The sequence below is a fragment of the Flavobacterium aquaticum genome (assembly GCF_003259835.1).
GTDB lineage: Bacteria > Bacteroidota > Bacteroidia > Flavobacteriales > Flavobacteriaceae > Flavobacterium > Flavobacterium aquaticum.
This window is the reverse complement of record NZ_QLMI01000001.1, coordinates 513477-532646: the sequence shown is the minus strand read 5'-3', so window position 1 is coordinate 532646 and position 19170 is coordinate 513477. Positions and strand designations below refer to the sequence as shown.

Sequence of the window (19170 nt, the reverse complement as noted above, 5' to 3'; positions counted from 1 at the left end):
AATAAAACGTATATATTTGTTAAAACTAATCACTAACTAATGAACAATCAAAACAAGACCAATTATCCTGCATTATATACGCTAATTACAGTGTTTTTCTTTTGGGGATTTATCGCAGCTGGAAACAGTATTTTTATTCCATTTTGTAAAAGTTATTTTTCACTAGATCAATTTCAATCTCAGTTGGTCGATTTTGCTTTTTATACGGCTTATTACATTGGAGCCTTATTATTGTTTGCTTTAGGGGATTTATCTGGAAAAGATATCGTAGGTAAATGGGGTTATAAGAAAAGCATTGTTTACGGATTATTGTTTTCAGCACTTGGAGCAGGCGCTATGATTATTGCCGTTGAAGCAAGTGTTTACGCAGGAATGTTAGTTGGATTATTTATTGTAGCATTAGGTTTTTCATTACAACAAACTGCAGCCAATCCATTTGCCATTTTATTGGGTGATCCAAAGACGGGAGCGAGTAGAGTAAATCTTGGCGGAGGAATCAATTCTTTTGGAACTACTATTGGACCTATCATTGTAGCATTAGCGTTATTTGGTACAGCAGCTTCGGTTTCTGACGAACAAATTAAAACATTAGAGCTTAATAAAGTAGTATTGTTATATGTTGGTGTTGGGTTGTTATTTGTAGCAGCTGCTGCTTTATTTTGGTTTTCGAAAAAAGTACCGAGTGGAATTGCAAACGAACCAATGGAAAAAGCCAATAAAGCATTAAGAACGTTGGTTATTATGACCGTTTTATTAGCCGCTTGCTTTGTACCTATTTTTAAAACCTATCAATTAGACACTACAAATTATTCTCCAGCTGATTTTTCAGATTTAGAACAATACAGAATGCTTTGGCTTTCAGGAGCTTTACTAGTAGTTGTTGGAGGTTTGATGTTTTCTTACACATCTGCAAAAAAGAAATCGGAAGGTTGGGGAGCAATGCAATATCCACAATTGGTTTTAGGGATGTTGGCAATATTTACCTATGTTGGAGTTGAAGTTGCTGTTGGAAGTAATTTAGGTGAATTATTAAAATTAGACGAATTTGGAGGTTTACAATCTTCTGAAATTGCACCTTATATTTCAATGTATTGGGGAAGTTTAATGATTGGAAGATGGGCAGGAGCTATCAGTGTTTTCAATTTGCAAGGAATGAAGAAAACATTAGCTTTACTTATTGTTCCAATTATAGCATTCGGAATCATTTTAGGAGTAAATATCATTTCTGGAAAAGATATGAAACCCTTATATTGGTATATCGTTTGTGTAATTATTCAAATTATAGCTTTCTTTTTAAGTAAAGATAAACCAGCGAGAACTTTAATGATTTTTGGAACTTTTGGTGTAATTGCTATGTTAATTGGATTATTTAGTACTGGAACAGTTGCTATTTACGCCTTTTTATCAGGTGGATTGGCTTGTAGTATTATGTGGCCTTCTATTTTTAGTTTGTCCATTATTGGATTAGGAAAATATACTTCTCAAGGTTCGGCATTCTTAGTAATGATGATTTTAGGAGGCGGAATTATTCCTCCATTACAAGGTAAATTATCAGATATTATTGGAATTCATCAATCGTATATTGTAGCGGTTGTTTGTTTCGCTTATTTGACTTTATTTGCTGTATTAGTAAAAGGTTTATTAAAGAAACAAAACATTGATGTAGATGCTATTGAAGTAGAAGGAAGTCATTAGAAATATATCATAAAAAAACTCCGTCATGACGTAATGTTCTGACGGAGTTTTTTTTTACCATTTTTTTAATTTATTTTTGCCAACGTTATCACGAATCTTTTCAAAGATAGCAACCTGCAACAACAAGCAAGGTGCTAAAACGATAAGCCAATACTTTTGGAAAAAATGTTGTTTATTCTCTTTTTTCATAGTTTTATTTTGGGTTTCGTGATACGTAATTTTAAAAAATACGCATGAAACAAACACAAAACAAAGGCAATTTATTTGCTTTACTGCCTTTAGCAGTCTTTATTTTTACATTTCTAGGTAGTGGAATTTTACTAAATGATTTTTACGCTCTACCTTCCTCAATTGCTGTTATTTTAGGAATTATTACTGCTTTTATACTTTTTCAAGGTACTTCAGACGAAAAAGTTTCTAGTCTGATAGCAGGTTGTGGTGATTCTAAGATTATTACGATGTGTCTTATTTATCTCTTGGCAGGGGCTTTTGCAGCAGTTTCCACAAGCATGGGAGGAGTTGACGCAGTAGTTAATTTGGGAATAGAAAACATCAATTCTTCCTACTTTCCTTTGGGAATCTTTCTAATTGCAGCATTTTTATCTACTGCCACCGGAACATCCGTAGGGTCAATAGTGGCTTTAGGTCCAATAGCTATTTCATTAGCTGATAAGTCAGGTGCATCCCTTCCTTTAATTGGAGGTTCTTTATTAGGTGGCGCTATGTTTGGAGACAATCTCTCCATGATTTCTGATACGACAATTGCAGCAACACAATCCTTAGAATGTAAGATGAAAGACAAGTTTAAAGTAAATCTATTTATTGCACTTCCTGCAGCTCTGTTTACGATTTTTGTACTATTATTTTTGGGATATGGAGAAGGTCAATTGACAGTAGCAGCAGAAGAATATGAATTAATTGCCATTGTACCGTATGTGTTAGTTATTGTTTTGGCTTTAATTGGGATTAATGTTTTTTATACACTTTTTATTGGTATACTTTCGGCCGGACTTATTGGTTTTATTTCGAACGATTTTACTCTTTTAACTTTTTCAAAGACCATTTATCAAGGTTTTACAAGTATGACGGATATTTTTTTATTATCCATGTTAACAGGAGGTTTGGCAGCTTTGGTTGAAAAAGCAGGTGGAATTACTTATTTGTTGCATCAAATTAAGAAACGTATCAAAACGAAGAAATCGGCACAAATGGGAATTGGAGCGCTTGTAGGATTAGTTAATGTTGCCATAGCGAATAATACCGTTTCTATTGTAGTTACTGGAGGTATTGCCAAAGAAATTAATGATGATTATAAACTTAATCCAAAGAAAACAGCTACTATTTTAGACATATTCTCTTGTATTTTCCAAGGTTTGTTACCTTATGGTGCCCAAGTTTTGCTTATTATTAGTTTTTCTAAAGGCTTATTAGCTTGGTCGGACTTATTATTGAATGCTTGGTATTATTTATTTTTATTCCTAGTTACCTTATTAGCTATTTATAGTAATTTTTGGGATCGAATTATTATGAAATACTCGAAATAAAAGTGTAATGCAAAACCTCCGATTAAAAATCTTTAATCGGAGGTTTTGTTTTTATTTATTCCACTCAATCTTTCTAGAGAAATACATTACGGCTGCTAAAATCAAGAATAATCCAATACTTCCCACTAAAAGCGCATAATCTTCCAATTGAATAATCACATAAATAAAAGTATATAAAACACTCAACGAAGTTCCAATAAACATCGGAAACTTTTTATCTTTTAAAATAGAAATCGAATAGAGTGAAATCATTATAATTACAGAAGCTCCAGCGACTAAATAAGCAAATGAAAACGAACTATGTTCCGTAATCGAAATCAGTAAAGTGTAAAACATGATTAACGCAATTCCAATCATCGAATATTGAAAAATATGAATATTAATTTTACTTATCGATTGAATCAAAAAGAAGATTAAAAAAGTTAATCCAATTACCAAAAACCCATATTTAGAAGCGCGTTCACTTTGTTGGTATTCATCCACAGGCGTAATGAAATCTACCGCAAAAGCATATTTGCCTAATTCGGGTAAAACTTCGAAATAGCTTTGCGCAAACGGACGATTGAAATGTAATATTTTCCAATTCGCTTCAAAGCCGTTATCGGTAATTTCTCTAGAAATAGGCGAGAAGTTCCCATTAAAGTTAGGTGAATTCCAATTCGAAGTTATTTTAGCATCCGTAGTTTTTCCAATCGGAACCATTTTTACTTGTTTGCTTCCGTTGAACGAAATGGTAAAGTTGAATTTCGCTTCGTTTTGTAAACTTTGGTAATCAAAATAATTGGTTTCCAGACTTTCAATGCTGTCGTTTGAATTGCTTGCTACTGATTCAAAAGCCAAGTTCTGATTCTCAATTTTCATTTTTACTTCGTCTTTCAGACTTTTCAAATTGGTAGTTCGAATCAAAATTTTAGCGCGATTCCAATAAACGTTTTCGGCAGGAATTCCTTTTGAAGCGAAATTCGGATTCGTATAATTACCATCAAACTGCATTTTGGTTGTAAATACATTCGATTTGTAAATGCTTCTTTCTAAAGGTTTCACCATGGTAACTTCGGTTTTGTTATTCAAAGTTTCTGGAAAGAAATAAGCGTAATTGTTGGCTCCCGACATTGGATCTTTGTAAGGCACTTTTAAAATCGGACCATAAAAGTAAACGGAATTTCCCCATTTAGCAGTGGTTTCGGTAATGACTTCTTTTTGACGTTGGCTTCTTTCTACAATTAATTCTTGTACTAAAGCAAGTGGAATGATTAATACTAAAGTTAGAATTCCAACCATAATCATTTTAGCGGTTGTGGTTTGAAAGAACGGTACTTTTGGTTCTTGTTGCATTTGTGTTTCCATGATGTTTAATTTATAGTTTTATTAAGTTAATGTGTTTATAATGTATAGATTACAATTAAAAAGTAAACGAATGAAATAGGAACATTAGCAAATAGAATTAATGCTTGTCGTTCAATTTTAGATCTATTAAGAGGTTCAATAATCCAATCAATTATAAGTTTTAGAAGCATTAATCCATTTACAAGAAATGCAATCAAAACGTAGTAAATTCCAATGGGTATTATCATATCTGAATCTTTAAATACGAAATGAAGTACTAATAATAGTGAACCAATTACAAATGAAGCTATCGCCATTTGTGTTGAAAGCGGCAATTTTAAAAAATCTTTTTCCATGTGGTTATGAGTTTTGTTTTTGTTTCAGATGATTGGTTTTTGATAATTTCCATTCCGATAAAGAATAAAATTCCGATGGTCATACTGATGTTAATGAGTTTGTTCATGTTATGTGATATTAAAAGTTTGTTGAATGTTTGTTATAGGAACCGAAAGCATATTCAAAAAATCCAGTCCATAGAATTCATGTGCTTGTTTCCCTCTTTGATATTGTTGTTTGAAATAGGAAAATCGAGTAGGATAGAAGAGTGTTCCTGAAAGAATTACCATCCATAAATACAAGCTTCGTTTTCCGTTTCCAAGTAAATAATATTGCATCCCAATTTCTTCTACAACTGAAATTCCGGTATTCGTTAATACATGAATAATATCGTGGTCTTCCAATTTAGGCTGGATTTCAAAATTGTATTTTAGTAAAAAGCAACCCAAATGAAACCCCAAGCTATTACTAGGAAGTTGTATCAACTGATTAACTTTGATATCCCAAGCGTTCCCTTTCTTAAAGAATTTCTGATAAGGTTTCTTACTGATTTCGTACATTTTTTCGATGAATAAATCTCTCATAATTAGTTATTAAAAGTACTTTGAATTTCAAAGTGTATAGATAAAAAAATAGCGTTAACTTTTCTTGATTAATTTTTCAAGCGCTTCAATATGAGCCGTGAAAGCATCACGACCTTCTTTGGTAGCACTGTATTTTGTATTTGGTTTTTTACCAATAAATTGTTTTTCAATTTGAATGTAATTTTCAGCTTCCAAAGCTTTAGTATGCGAAGCTAAATTGCCATCGGTTACACCTAATAACTCTTTCAACATATTAAAATCAGCACTTTCATTGACCATCAATATCGACATAATCCCCAAACGAATTCGGTGATCAAAGGCTTTGTTGATATTTTGGATGATGTTGAGCATGTGTTTGTTTAAAAGTTTAGGGTTTAAAGGTTAAAAGTTGCTTACTTTCTCTCGTATTTAAAATACATTAAACTTCCGTATAAAATATGACAACCTCCAAAACCCAATGCCCAGAATAATAAGCCATAACCTAAGAACCAAGTTGATAATAATCCCAAAGCAATCATCGTTATTCCTAAATAACGCACATCGCCAATCGTATATTTACTAGCATTTACACAAGCTAATCCGTAAAATATTAAGGTTAGGGGAGCGATTAGTCCAAACATATTTTTTTCTATTAAAAAGATTATGAAAAAACCTCCTGTTGCTAACGGAATCATGAAATTGATAACTAATCGTCTAGAAGCTGCATTCCAAACATTTTCGTTACTTTTTCTAGCTTTACGAATGCTCAATGCAATTCCAGTTAGAATAGATAAAATTAAAACAGAAGCTGCAATTACTAACAAACGAATAACTGCTTCTTCAGAAATTATTAAATCGCGATAAGCACCCATTGTAGAAGTGTCAAAGTAAATGGTTTTGTATGCTAACCATGCACCAACTATAGCATAAACGCCTGCTAATATTCCAGACAAACCACTTAAGGAAATAAAACGTGACGATTTGTTCATCAAATTTTTAATTTCGCTAATGTCATTTAGATATTTCTCGTTTTCCATTTTAAAGTACTTTGAAATACAAAGTAAATAATAAATAATTTGCTGACCAAACTTTTTTTGGGTTATTTTTGAAAAAAAAATCAGATGAAAATTTTAGGATATTTATTAAAAGGAGTGAGTATATTCATTTTTATACTTTTGTTAATGTCATTATTCAATACATTATCGCAAATAAGTGAATACCAAAAAGAAGGTTTTCCTTTTTTATTTGGTTATATTGTTGGAATAATAATTTTAGTTGCCTTAATTGGTTGGATAGCATTCAAATTATTAAAATATAGCAATCGCTTACTAGTTGAAGCTAAAAAATCTAGTTTAAATTAAAAATGAAACCTACAGAAGCTTACATACTTAGTCAACCTGAAAAATATCAAGCCATGATTCTTCATGTCATTTTTGTAGTTGAACAAGAGTTAGGTAATAGTGAGCTGCTTTTTAAATGGGGTATTCCGTATGTATATTTCAAGAAAAAGCCTTTTTGTTATTTGGCTCCTAATCATAAAAAAGGTTTTTTAGATGTAGGTTTTGCGAAAGGTTTTGAACTGAAAAGAAACCAAGAAGTTTTAGTAGACGAGAATAGAAATACGGTGAAATCTCTTCGTTATTATTCACTTGAAGAAATTGATAATGAGGTTTTAATTGCCGTTATTTCAGAAGCTAAACTGTTATATAGCTAACTTAATTTTCGCTTAATTTCAGTACAAAAAAATACAATCCAATACTTTTTCTCGTTACATTTGATATAAATTTAAATGAAATGAGAAAGTTACTTTTTTTAATTGCCTTTTCAATTACCCATTTTGCAGTTTCTCAAAATTGGAATTATAATTTCGATGATGCCAAAAAACAAGCCTCTGAGCAAGATAAGAACATCATTATTGTTTTTTCAGGTTCTGATTGGTGTGCACCATGTATCAAGTTAGATAAAACCATTTGGCATTCACAAGCTTTTAAAAATGAAGCTGAAAAATCATGGATTGTAGTTCGTGCCGATTTTCCTAGAAAAAAAGCCAATACTTTATCAAAAGAGCAAACCGAACACAACAGAAAATTAGCAGATAAATACAATGTTGAAGGTAGTTTTCCATTGGTTGTAATTTTGGATAAAAACGGAAAAGTTTTAGGAAAAATGGGCTTTAAAAACGTTTCTCCTGAAGAGTATATCAAAATGATTCATGCAATCGACAGAAAATGAAAAAAGTATTAGTTTTTCTTTTGGTTACCCAATTGGGCTTAGCACAGCAAATTTTCAAGAAAAAGCAAAGTTTGTTAGGGAGTCCATTTGAAATTACCGTGGTAGCTAAAGATTCTCTGGAAGGTAATTATTTTACCAATTTAGCCATTGATGAAGTTAAACGAATTGAAAACTTAATTTCAGATTGGATTCCTACGACTCAAATTTCTAAAGTTAATCAGAATGCTGGAATTCAACCTGTAAAAGTAGATCAAGAAGTTTATGATTTAGTTGAACGTGCCATTAAGATTTCGAAATTAACTTCTGGAGCTTTTGATATTTCTTATGCTTCAATGGATAAGATTTGGAAATTCGATGGAAGTATGAAAGAAATGCCATCAGAAGAAGCTATCAAAAAATCAGTAGAAAAAGTTGGCTATCAAAATATTATTCTAAATCCAAAAGACACCACAATTTTCCTTAAAAATAAAGGAATGAAATTAGGTCTTGGGGGAATTGGTCAAGGTTATATAGCTGATAAGATTAAAGTATTACTTCAAGTAAAAGGATGTAAATCTGCATTAGTGAATGTTTCAGGAGATATTAATACTTGGGGAAAGCAACCAGATAATAAGAGTTGGACCGTTGGAATTGTAAATCCTATGAACAAAAATAAAGTGTTCGCAACTTTTCCTTTAGACGATTCTGCGGTTGAAACTTCAGGAAGTTATGAAAAGTATGTTACCTTCAATGGGAAACGTTATTCGCACATTATCGATCCAAGAACGGGTTATCCGGCTTCAGGAATTGTGAGTGTTTCTGTTTTTGCAAAACAAACTGAAATCGCAGATGCTTTGGCTACTGGAATATTCGTTTTAGGAGTTGATGTAGGTTTAGATTTAATAAATCAATTAAAAGGAATTGGTTGCATTATAGTAGATGACAAAGGAGTGATTCATACATCAAAAAATATAGACATTAAAAAATATCAATAAATGAAAAAGTTAATTTTAGTTGTAATAGTTGTTTTTTCGGCAATCTCATGCAACACCGTAAAAGAGTACGACAAACAATATATCAATGATCCCGAAATGAAACTTTCAGCCAGAAGTTCAGAGCGTTTTGAAACTACGTTTCAAGTGTATCGCGAAGCAGCTTCGGGTGCTAATGGTGGAAAAACTGGTGGTGGTTGTGGATGTAATTAGGTAAAAGGTAATTGGGTTATGAAAAAAATAAGTATAATAATTTTGTTTCTTACTATTACTTTTGGTTTTTCTCAAGAGAAAGATTCAACGGAAGTAGTTTATAAAAAACGTGTTTTGGAAACTATTGAAGTAGATTTCTTGATGAGCTACTACAAACAAGACGGTATTCACTCAGCGGTTTCAGGTGGAAATGGTATGGAGGAATTAACTAATATTACACCAACATTTGTGGTTGCAATTCCCCTTAACGATGATGATGTATTAACGGTTGATGCCGGAATTTCTGCGTATTCATCTGCTTCATCTGGAAATATCAATCCGTTTGATAGTAATACTCCAAGTCCGTGGCAAGCGAGTTCTGGAGCTTCTGCACAAGATGTTTTGACTTCATTAGTATTAAATTACAGTCACAGTTCAGACGATAGAAATACGATTTGGAACGGGCATATTTCGGGTTCTGTGGAATACGATTATTCGTCTATTGGTTTTGGTGGAGGTGTTTCTAGACTATTCAATGGAAAAAACTCTGAAGTTTCTGTAAATGCTAATGTTTATTTAGATACTTGGAAACCAATTTATCCAAAAGAATTACAAGATTTTGTAGATTATGGCGGAATGAATGGTGGAATTTATGACGATTTCGTTATTACACCAGGACAAATTTCTTCAGAAGTATACAATCCAGTAAATTTTAAAGAACATGATAAGAAAAATAGAAATTCATTTGCTTTAAGTTTGGCATTTTCTCAAGTGGTAACTAAAAAAGTACAAGGTTCTATTTTTATGGATGTTTTATATCAAAATGGCTTACTTTCAACCCCTTATCAACGTGTTTATTTTGCTGACAAAGGCGATTTCTTTATAAACGAATTTCAATTAGCAGATGATATTGAGCGTTTACCTGATTCGCGATTTAAGTTACCAATTGGTACGCGATGGAATTTCTATTTGAATGAAAAATTCACGCTGAGAACTTATTATCGTTATTATTTTGATGATTGGGATATTTCATCACACACTTTCAATATTGAAATTCCGTATAAATTAACAGATAAGTTTACGGTTATTCCAATGTTCCGTTATTACACGCAGCAGCAATCGAAATATTTTGCGCCATACGAAGGACATGTTTCTACAGATAAATTCTATACTTCTGATTATGATTTATCGACTTTTGCTGCCAATCAATATGGTTTTGGAATTAATTACACCGATATTTTCACCAATATGAAAATTTGGAAATTCGGCTTAAAAAATATCGATTTCAGATTCAATCACTATGATAGAAATGACGGATTATCAGCAAATATTTTCACTTTCGGAGTAAAATTTGTTCAATAAAGTTCAATAACATGCATATTTTAATTGTAGAAGACGAAAAAGGAATTGTAGATTTTCTAAAACAAGGTTTAGAAGAGGAAAATTATACCGTTTCTGCTTCTTATGATGGTGCTGAGGGTTTAAAAAAAGCACTTGAACTTCCAATAGATTTGGTTTTATTGGATTGGATGTTACCCAAAATGCAAGGAATAGACGTTTGTAAAAATATCCGTTTAGAAAAAAATAATTTACCTATCATTTTTTTAACCGCAAAAGATACCGTTCAAGAAACTATTGAAGGTTTGAAAGCTGGTGCGAATGATTACATTAAAAAGCCTTTTTCGTTTGATGAATTGTTAGAACGCATCAAAATTCATTTTAGAACAAAAGATGAAATAAAAGTTTTAACTTTAGGAAATATTACGCTTGACAAGTCAAAATTTCAGGTTTTTATTGACAATAAAGAAGTATCTTTGACACAACGAGAATTTGAATTACTTGAATATCTAATTAAAAACAAAGGTCAAGTTTGCACCCGAACGAACATTATTGAAGACGTTTGGGACATTCATTTTGAATACGATACAGGAGTTATTGATGTGTTTATGAATTCCATCCGAAAGAAATTGAATTTAACTAAAGACCAAGATTTAATTAAAACAATTAGAGGAGTAGGGTATATCGCAAACGAAATTTAGCATGCCAAACACAGAAAAAGCCATCAAAGCGACTTATTTTAGCATCATTGGAAATACTTTATTAGCATTAATTAAAGGTATTACAGGATATTTTGGAAATTCGTACGCCATGATTGCTGATGCTATTGAATCTACAGCAGATGTGTTTGCCTCTTTTTTAGTGCTTTTCGGAATTAAATATTCGAACAAACCCGCTGATGAAAACCATCCTTACGGACATGGAAGAGCCGAACCTTTGGTTACTTTTTTGGTGGTAGGTTTCTTAATTACTTCGGCTACAGTTATTGCCTACGAAAGTATTCAAAACATTCAAACACCGCACGAATTACCAAGACCTTTTACACTTTTTGTTTTAGGAGCCATCATTCTTTGGAAAGAAATTTCGTTTCAAATTGTCATGAAAAAAAGCATTGAAACCAATAGTAGTTCACTAAAAGCCGATGCTTGGCACCATAGAAGCGATGCCATTACTTCGGTTGCGGCTTTCATAGGAATTTCTATTGCCTTGTATTTCGGAAAAGGATATGAATCTGCAGATGATTGGGCAGCTTTATTGGCTTCTGTGTTTATTTTGTACAATTGCTATAAGATTTTTCGACCTGCTTTAGGTGAAATCATGGACGAACATTTGTATCAGGATTTGGAAGTTGAAATAAAGCAAATTTCTCATGCTGTTGAAGGTGTAATTTGTATTGAAAAATGTTTTATTAGAAAGGCCGGAATGAAATATCACGTTGATTTACACGTTATGGTTGACGGAAATAAATCGGTTAAAGAAGGCCATGATATCGCGCACAAACTAAAAGATACTTTACGAAAAGAACTAATAGAATTAGGTCATGTTTTAATCCACATTGAACCTAATTTTGAATCAATAGAACGCTAAATTATGTTTTCCTTTTCTTTTAAAAATAGAATTGCTTTTAACTACATTGTAAGTGGTTCTTTTCTTATTGCTATTGTTTTTCTATTCATTTATAACATTGTAAAATACAGTGTAAACAAGCATATTAATGAAGAAATTCAAGAGGAATTATACAAGCATTTAGATGATGTTTCTACAGATTCAAACGATACTTATTTAATTCAGGTTGACCAATGGAGAGCTAGAGAACACAATTCCATTAGTGTGAATCCGGTTTTTGTTCAATTTTACGATAATAACAAACAACTAATTGACAAATCTCCAAATCTAAAAAGTTCAAACCTAAAACTTTTTCCAAATAGTAATAACGAATTCATCGATACCAAATTAAATAATATTCCGGTAAGACAAATTCAAACGACAATTATAAATAACAATCAAGTAGTTGGCTATTTAGTAGTTGCAATGTCTTTAGAAGATTTTGAAATAGTTCAGATTTTAAAAAACATTCTTTTAATTACTTTTCCTTTAATTTTAGTTTTATTGTTTTTAATAGCTCGTTTTTTTGCTGGTAGAAGCATACAACCTGTTCGAACTATTATAGAAACTTCAAGTCAAATTACTAAAGACAATTTACAAACGCGAATTCCGTTACCTCAAAATAAAGATGAACTGTTTGTTTTGTCAGAAAACATAAACAATCTTTTAGATCGAATTGAAAATGCTGTTGATAGGGAAAAGCAATTTACGTCCGATGCTTCTCATGAATTAAGAACGCCATTAGCGGTAATGAAAGGCACAATGGAAGTTTTAATTCGAAAGCCAAGAACCCAACAGGAATATGAAGAGAAAATTCAATTCTGTATTTCAGAAGTCGATCGCTTAAATCATATGGTAGATCAACTGTTATTACTCGCTCGATTTGAAAATCAAAAGCAAAACGTAAAGCAAGAATCGATTTACTTGAATGCTTTAATTTTAGACAATTTAACTCGTTTTTCAGACAAAACAGAAAGTAAAAAAATTAAAATAATAGCTGATTTTACAGACGATTATTACATTCAATCCGATAATTATTTGGTTTCTATAATTTTTAGTAATTTGATTTCGAATGCAATTAAATATTCTCATGATAATGGAGAAATAGTTTTGCAATTAGAGAAAACTTCAACGGAAATCATCTTTACAGTTTCCGATAATGGAATTGGAATTTCAGAACAAGATTTGAATAAAATTTTCAATTCTTTTTATCGTTCCGATGTTTCTAATCATCCAGAAATCAAGGGAACTGGTTTAGGATTGTCCATTGTAAAAAGACTTTGTGATTTGTTGAATTTCAAGATTGAAGTCGAAAGCAAACAAAATCAAAGAACGCAATTTCGCTTATTTTTTTCCAATTTTGTAACTTAAGTAGTTCTTAAGAAATATCTTAATATTATTCTATACCTTTGTAATGTGTTTTGATAATTCGATTAAAATGAACAAGTTAATTGCCTTTTTTCTAATTTCAGTATTTATGTGTGCTAACACATCGATAGGGCAGTTATTGAAAATTCCGAATTTAATAGAACATTATATCGAACACAAAAACGAATTAACCACAGCTTCCATTTCTTTTATTGATTTTTTGGAATCGCATTATTCAAAAAATGCAGAAAACAACCCAGAAGAGCATCAAGATTTGCCTTTTAAAACTTTTGAAATTACATCAACGGTTTTCGTATTGGTAAACCATACTAATTTTCAAATTCAGCCTGTAAAAGCTGTAATTCCCAGCAAACAGAAGTTTTTTTACCACCAGTCTTTCAAATCACATTTGATAACCACTATTTGGTTGCCACCTAAAATAGCCTAACATTTTTGTAAATAATCATTTTTAATGATGTTAATGTGTTTATCGGTTTGTCTGATAAATGCTATTTGTTTATTATAACTTTTAATAAAATGTTAGAAAAAATAATTGCTTTTAGTTTACGAAACAAACTAATTGTTCTCCTTTTTACCTTAGGAGTCTTTGGTTACGGAATATTTTCGGTATTCCAAATATCTATTGGTGCTGTTCCTGATATTACAAACAATCAAGTACAAGTTATCACTACTTCTCGAAATCTTTCTACACAAGATATCGAACAATATATCACGTATCCTGTAGAATTAGAAATGGCGAATTTACCTGGTGTAAAAGAGATTCGTTCGATTTCAAAATTTGGTTTATCAGTTGTAACCATCGTTTTTGAAGAAGACATGGGAACCTATTTACCAAGACAATTAATTGCAGAAAAAATCAAAACGGCTTCAGAAAAAATCCCACAAGGTTTTGGTACTCCAGAAATGGGACCTATAACAACAGGTTTAGGAGAAGTGTATCAATATACCTTAGAAGTTAAACCTGAATTCAAAGACCGCTACACGATTACTGATTTAAGAACTATTCAAGATTGGGTAGTAAAACGTCAATTATCTGGAATAAAAGGAGTTGTAGAAATCAATACTTGGGGTGGTTATTTAAAACAATACGAAATTGCCATTCATTCTTCGAGCTTGAAAGCGATGAATATTTCGGTTAACGAACTTTTTGAAGCGATTGAAAAAAACAACAGCATTGCTGGTGGTTCGTATATCGAGAAAACGAATCAAAGTTATTTTATTCGAGGTGAAGGTCGAGTTACGAAACTAGAAGATATTGAAAATATTGTCGTTAAAAATGTAAACGGAAATCCGGTTTACGTCAAGAATATTGCACAAGTAAAATTCGGTCACGCCAATCGTTTTGGAGCTATCACAGGAAATGGAGAAGGAGAGAAGGTGTTAGGTCAAGTAATGATGCTAAAAGGAGCCAATTCCAAACAAGTAATTGATGACGTAAAACATCGAGTATCAGAAATCGAGAAAACCTTACCAGAAGGAGTTCACATCAACGGATTTTTAGAACGAAGTGAATTAGTAGGCAAAACGACATTCACAGTAGCCGAAAACTTAATTTTAGGTTGTTTGATTGTTATTTTCGTAGTGGTTCTATTGTTAGGAAATTGGCGTTCAGGATTGGTTGTAGCTTCTGTAATTCCGCTATGTTTGTTGTTTGCTATTTCATTCATGAATATTCTTAAAATCGATGCCAACTTAATGAGTTTAGGTGCTATCGACTTTGGAATTATCATTGATGGTGCGGTAATTATTGTCGAATTTATAGCTTTTCAAATTGCTTCAAAATCAAATCAATTAGTTGGATTAACTAAAAAAGAACGTCAAAATGAAATTGATCAAATCACTTACAAAAGTGCTTCAAAAATGATGAATTCGGCTATCTTCGGACAGTTGATTATCTTAATCGTTTTCATTCCTATTTTGTCACTTTCTGGAGTAGAAGGTAAAATGTTCAAACCTATGGCAATGACGTTTAGTTTTGCTTTAGTTGGAGCGATGTTATTCTGTTTTACCTATGTTCCAGTTGTTGCTTCTTTGTTTTTAAAACCTAGAGAAGAAAATCCAAATTCGTTTTCCAATCGTTTGATTAATAAATTAAATTCTTGGTATTTACCAGTTATTACTTGGGCTTTAGACAACACTAAAAAAGTAATTTATGGAGCTGTCGGATTATTAGTTTTAGCAATCGGTGTATTTAGCACTATGGGAGGCGAATTCATCCCAACATTAGATGAAGGCGATTTTGTAATTCAGCCCGTTCTAAAAACAGGAACTTCATTAACTAAAACCATTGAAACCACAACCAAAATTGAAGCTATAATTCTTAAAAATTTCCCAGAAGTCTCTCAAGTTGTTAGTAGAATTGGTGCTGCGGAAGTTCCGACAGATCCTATGAGTATGGAAGAAAGTGATGTGATTGTAAAACTAAAACCAAAATCAGAATGGGTTTCAGCAGATTCTAAAGACGAATTAGCAGATAAAATTAAAGCGGCTATTGAAAAACAAATTCCAAATATGGAAGTAGAATTTACACAGCCTATCGAAATGCGTTTTAACGAATTAATCTCAGGTTCTCGTTCAGACGTGGCTATTAAAATTTTCGGAGAAGATTTGGATATTTTAGCCAAAAAAGCACACGAAATTGAAAAAGCCATTAAAAATGTGGAAGGTGCTTCGGATATTATCATTGAAAAAACAGAAGGTTTACCTCAAATGTTTGTGCAATACGATAGAAGTAAAATCGCTCAATTCGGTTTAAATATTGCCGATTTGAATGATATGATTGCTCTAGGTTTTGCAGGAAAAACAGCCGGAAATGTATTTGAAGGGGAAAAACGATTTGATTTGGTAGTTCGTTTAGATGAAAGCAATCGTAAAAACTTGGAAGACTTACAAAATCTTTATGTTACCACTCCAAACGGCGAACAAATTCCATTGCGAGAATTAGCAAAAATTGAATATACCGAAGGTCCAGCTAAAATTTCAAGAGATAATACCAATCGTAGAATTGTAGTGGGAATCAACGTTCGTAACCGCGATTTACAAAGTGTTGTTGATGATGTGAAGCAAATAATTGAAACCAAAATTGATTTACCAGATGGTTATAGAGTAGCCTATGGAGGACAATTTGAAAACCTTCAAAGTGCCAAAGCGCGTTTAATGATAGCCGTTCCAATTGCATTATTCTTAATCTTTGTATTGTTACATTTCGCTTTTGGTTCGGTGAAAGAAGCTTTAATGGTATATTCAGCCATTCCATTATCTGCAGTTGGTGGAATTTTATTCTTATGGATACGCGATTTACCTTTTAGTATTTCGGCAGGTGTTGGTTTTATTGCACTTTTCGGAATTGCCGTATTAAACGGAATTGTGTTAATCGAACATTTCAAGGAATTAAAACATCAAGGCATGACCAATATGAATGAACTCATTTTAAAAGGAACAACCGATAGATTACGTCCTGTTTTATTAACAGCTTCAGCAGCCGCACTTGGATTTTTACCAATGGCAATTTCGTCATCAGCAGGAGCAGAGGTGCAACGACCATTAGCAACAGTTGTTATAGGAGGATTGTTTACCGCAACTCTTTTAACTATGATAGTTTTACCTATTTTATTTAAAATTTTAGACGAAAAAGAATTCAAACATCCTAAATTTAAAAAAGTAAAAGAATCAGACTTTTTGATGATTTTCCTATTGTTATTGCCTTTTATTGGTTTTTCACAGCAAAATAATTCCGAATTAGATAGTTTGATTCAGAAAGCTATTTCAAACAATGCTGGAATTAAAGCCAGTCAATTGAAGATAGAAAAAGCAAAACAAGCAACAAAATTGGCATATGATTTCGAAAAAACGAATGTATATTACAGCTACGATCAAAATAATTTAGCTTTAAATAACCAACCTTTAAAAGTTTTTGGAGCGCAACAATCCTTTTCTTTTCCAACGGTTTATGGTGCTAAAAAGAAATTATATACTGCAGAATATGAAAAAGAAAAAACCGGATTTGAAATTCAGCAAAACCAACTGAAATTACAAATTTCGCAAGTTTATTATCAAATTGTAAATGTTCAACATCAAGAAAAATTATATCGTTACTTAGATAGTTTGTACCAAAATTTTTCAAAAGCAAGCAACAGAAGATTTGAATTAGGCGAAACCAATTATTTAGAAAAAATTACAGCTGAAGCAAAATTTCGTCAAATCAAAACCAAGTTATCACAACTTGAAAAAGAGAAAAAAGCACAGTTAGAACTATTGCAATCCTTGGTGCAAAGTGATGAAAAAATAGTAATTTCAAATACAATTTCAGAGCCTATTTCAACTGTAACTTTGAATTCAAGTAAAGATTTGTATATTTCACATTTAGAATCATTTACAAAAATTTATAAATCAAATGAAAGTTTGCAAAAACAGAATTGGTTACCCGATTTTAATTTGGAATATTTTCAAGGAAGAAACTCGGGTTTATCTCAATCTTTATATGGTTTTCAAGTAGGATTATCGGTACCAATTTTATTCAACGGAAATATTGCAAAATCAAAAGTTGCTAAATTAGAAACCCAAGCTTGGGAATCTCAAAAGAAACAAGAAGAAACTAAAATAGATTCTTACATCAAACAAAAACAACAAGAAGTAAAACAACAACAACAAGCCATAACTTACTACAATGAGTATGGGAAAAAAGTATCCGAAGAAATCATAAAAGTAGCCGACAGCAGTTACAAACATGGTGAAATCGACTTTTTTCAATACATTTTAAGTTTAGAAAACGCCACAACTATTCAAGTAGATTACTTGGATGCCGTAATGCAATACAACACCACTATTTTAGATTTATATTACCTAAACATCGAGAACTAATGATAAAGAATAGCATTTTAATAGCACTAATCGGATTATTCATTTCTTGTAAAGAAGAAAAAACTGAAGTTGAAACACCAAGTAATGGATTGATAACAGTTACTAAAGAACAATTTCAATCCTCTAAAATGGAAGTTGCCACTTTGGTTGAAAAGGAATTCAATGTTACAGTCTCCGCATCTGGAAAAATTGATGTTCCACCTCAATATCGCGCTAAAATCACACCTTTTATTGGTGGTTATGTAAAATCTTCTCAGTTTTTAGTGGGTGATAAAGTTTCCAGAGGACAAGTTTTGGTAACACTTGAAAACACAGAATATTTAGACATTCAAAAAGATTACGTGGAAGTTGCTGAACAAATCAATTACTTAAAATCGGAATTTGAGCGTCAGAAAACCTTATTTAATGAAAAAATCACTTCTCAAAAAAACTATCTCAAAGCAGAAAGTGATTACCGCCAAGCTAAAGGAATGTATCAAGGTTTACGTGAGAAATTATTGTTGTTAAATATCAATCCTTCAAATGTTGAAAGAGGTAAATTTACTTCGGTAATTACCTTAACAGCACCAATTTCTGGAGATATTACGGTGATGAATGCCAATGTAGGCATGTTTATGTCGCCTTCAGATGTGATTATGGAAGTAGTGGATACCCAACATTTATTATTGAGTTTAAACGTTTTTGAAAGTGATATTTTAAAAATTAAAGAAGGACAGAATATCGAATTTACCATTCCTCAAGCTTCAAAAGAAGTTTATACTTCAAAAGTTAAAACCGTTGGAAAGTCTATTGAAAACAAGGATAGAAGCATTTCTGTCTTTGGCTTGTTACAGCCCGAATTAAAAGAAAAATTGTTATCAGGAATGTTTACGGAAGCTAAAATTATCACAGCAACAAAAAAAGGGTTAAGTGTTCCAAACGATGCTGTAGTTAAAAGTGGTGACAAGAATTTTATACTTTTGCTAGTGAAAGAAGCAAACAATAACTACAGTTTCAAGAAAACGTTGGTACAAATTGGAGAAGTTTCAGAACATTATACTGAAATAATTTCAGACGAAAATATACATCAAGAATCAAAAATCTTAGTAAAAGGAGTATTTGAATTAACGAATTAAAAAT

Annotated in this window: 20 protein-coding genes and 1 riboswitch; of the genes, 14 read left to right on the top strand and 6 right to left on the bottom strand. The window is 31.8% G+C overall.

Annotated features, from left to right (window positions below; translation table 11 throughout):
* Nucleotides 1-39: 39 nt before the first annotated feature.
* Complete coding sequence (locus B0I03_RS02720) at nt 40-1695, top strand: MFS transporter (RefSeq protein WP_111565923.1); 1656 nt, start codon at nt 40-42, stop codon at nt 1693-1695.
* Nucleotides 1696-1775: 80 nt separating this feature from the next.
* Nucleotides 1776-1871: riboswitch (SAM-I-IV-variant riboswitch) on the top strand.
* A gap of 57 nt (nt 1872-1928) precedes the next feature.
* A complete protein-coding gene (locus tag B0I03_RS02710) occupies nt 1929-3239 on the top strand; it encodes a Na+/H+ antiporter NhaC family protein (protein ID WP_111565921.1) in 1311 nt (436 codons plus the stop codon).
* Nucleotides 3240-3290: 51 nt separating this feature from the next.
* On the opposite strand, the gene creD is transcribed toward B0I03_RS02710, so the two are convergent.
* From creD to B0I03_RS02685, 6 genes are read right to left on the bottom strand one after another with little or no spacing between them, the layout of a single operon-like run.
* Complete coding sequence (gene creD, locus B0I03_RS02705) at nt 3291-4586, bottom strand: cell envelope integrity protein CreD (RefSeq protein ID WP_111565920.1); 1296 nt, start codon at nt 4584-4586, stop codon at nt 3291-3293.
* 35 nt (nt 4587-4621) lie between these two features.
* Nucleotides 4622-4900: a hypothetical protein gene (locus tag B0I03_RS13160; RefSeq protein WP_181452325.1), complete on the bottom strand. Its 279-nt coding sequence runs from the start codon at nt 4898-4900 to the stop codon at nt 4622-4624.
* Nucleotides 4901-4902: 2 nt separating this feature from the next.
* A complete protein-coding gene (locus B0I03_RS13290) occupies nt 4903-5028 on the bottom strand; it encodes a hypothetical protein (protein ID WP_262510481.1) in 126 nt (41 codons plus the stop codon).
* Nucleotide 5029: 1 nt separating this feature from the next.
* Nucleotides 5030-5485: a hypothetical protein gene (locus B0I03_RS02695; RefSeq protein WP_111565918.1), complete on the bottom strand. Its 456-nt coding sequence runs from the start codon at nt 5483-5485 to the stop codon at nt 5030-5032.
* Between the two features lie 54 nt (nt 5486-5539).
* Nucleotides 5540-5836 (bottom strand): winged helix-turn-helix domain-containing protein, encoded by a 297-nt coding sequence (locus B0I03_RS02690; protein WP_026726800.1) that lies wholly within the window; start codon nt 5834-5836, stop codon nt 5540-5542.
* A 41-nt stretch (nt 5837-5877) separates the two neighbouring features.
* A complete protein-coding gene (locus B0I03_RS02685; RefSeq protein WP_111565917.1) occupies nt 5878-6501 on the bottom strand; it encodes a hypothetical protein in 624 nt (207 codons plus the stop codon).
* Nucleotides 6502-6585: 84 nt separating this feature from the next.
* Between B0I03_RS02685 and B0I03_RS02680 the strand changes: the two genes are divergently transcribed.
* The 12 genes from B0I03_RS02680 to B0I03_RS02625 all read left to right on the top strand — a co-directional run bounded on the left by B0I03_RS02680 (nt 6586) and on the right by B0I03_RS02625 (nt 19166).
* Nucleotides 6586-6825: a hypothetical protein gene (locus B0I03_RS02680; RefSeq protein WP_111565916.1), complete on the top strand. Its 240-nt coding sequence runs from the start codon at nt 6586-6588 to the stop codon at nt 6823-6825.
* A gap of 2 nt (nt 6826-6827) precedes the next feature.
* The gene (locus tag B0I03_RS02675; RefSeq protein WP_111565915.1) at nt 6828-7178 is read left to right on the top strand and encodes a DUF1801 domain-containing protein; all 351 of its coding nucleotides are present in this window, start codon (nt 6828-6830) and stop codon (nt 7176-7178) included.
* Between the two features lie 80 nt (nt 7179-7258).
* Nucleotides 7259-7696 carry a thioredoxin family protein gene (locus B0I03_RS02670; protein WP_111565914.1) on the top strand — a complete coding sequence of 146 codons (438 nt, stop codon included), beginning with the start codon at nt 7259-7261 and terminating at the stop codon, nt 7694-7696.
* A complete protein-coding gene (locus B0I03_RS02665; RefSeq protein ID WP_111565913.1) occupies nt 7693-8670 on the top strand; it encodes an FAD:protein FMN transferase in 978 nt (325 codons plus the stop codon). Before B0I03_RS02670 ends, B0I03_RS02665 begins: the two co-directional genes overlap by 4 nt.
* Nucleotides 8671-8880 (top strand): DUF4266 domain-containing protein, encoded by a 210-nt coding sequence (locus B0I03_RS02660; protein ID WP_111565912.1) that lies wholly within the window; start codon nt 8671-8673, stop codon nt 8878-8880.
* 18 nt (nt 8881-8898) lie between these two features.
* Entirely contained in the window at nt 8899-10221 is a 1323-nt protein-coding gene (locus B0I03_RS02655) for a DUF3570 domain-containing protein (protein WP_111565911.1), read from the top strand.
* A gap of 11 nt (nt 10222-10232) precedes the next feature.
* A complete protein-coding gene (locus tag B0I03_RS02650) occupies nt 10233-10898 on the top strand; it encodes a response regulator transcription factor (protein WP_111565910.1) in 666 nt (221 codons plus the stop codon).
* 1 nt (nt 10899) lies between these two features.
* Nucleotides 10900-11784 (top strand): cation diffusion facilitator family transporter, encoded by an 885-nt coding sequence (locus B0I03_RS02645; protein ID WP_111565909.1) that lies wholly within the window; start codon nt 10900-10902, stop codon nt 11782-11784.
* Nucleotides 11785-11787: 3 nt separating this feature from the next.
* On the top strand, nt 11788-13173 hold the full coding sequence (locus B0I03_RS02640) for a sensor histidine kinase (RefSeq protein WP_111565908.1): 1386 nt from the start codon (nt 11788-11790) through the stop codon (nt 13171-13173).
* A gap of 67 nt (nt 13174-13240) precedes the next feature.
* Entirely contained in the window at nt 13241-13618 is a 378-nt protein-coding gene (locus B0I03_RS02635) for a hypothetical protein (protein ID WP_146603245.1), read from the top strand.
* An 89-nt stretch (nt 13619-13707) separates the two neighbouring features.
* Nucleotides 13708-18051 carry a CusA/CzcA family heavy metal efflux RND transporter gene (locus B0I03_RS02630; RefSeq protein WP_111565906.1) on the top strand — a complete coding sequence of 1448 codons (4344 nt, stop codon included), beginning with the start codon at nt 13708-13710 and terminating at the stop codon, nt 18049-18051.
* Nucleotides 18051-19166 carry an efflux RND transporter periplasmic adaptor subunit gene (locus B0I03_RS02625; protein WP_111565905.1) on the top strand — a complete coding sequence of 372 codons (1116 nt, stop codon included), beginning with the start codon at nt 18051-18053 and terminating at the stop codon, nt 19164-19166. The genes B0I03_RS02630 and B0I03_RS02625 overlap by 1 nt, the downstream gene beginning before the upstream one ends.
* Nucleotides 19167-19170 lie beyond the last annotated feature (4 nt).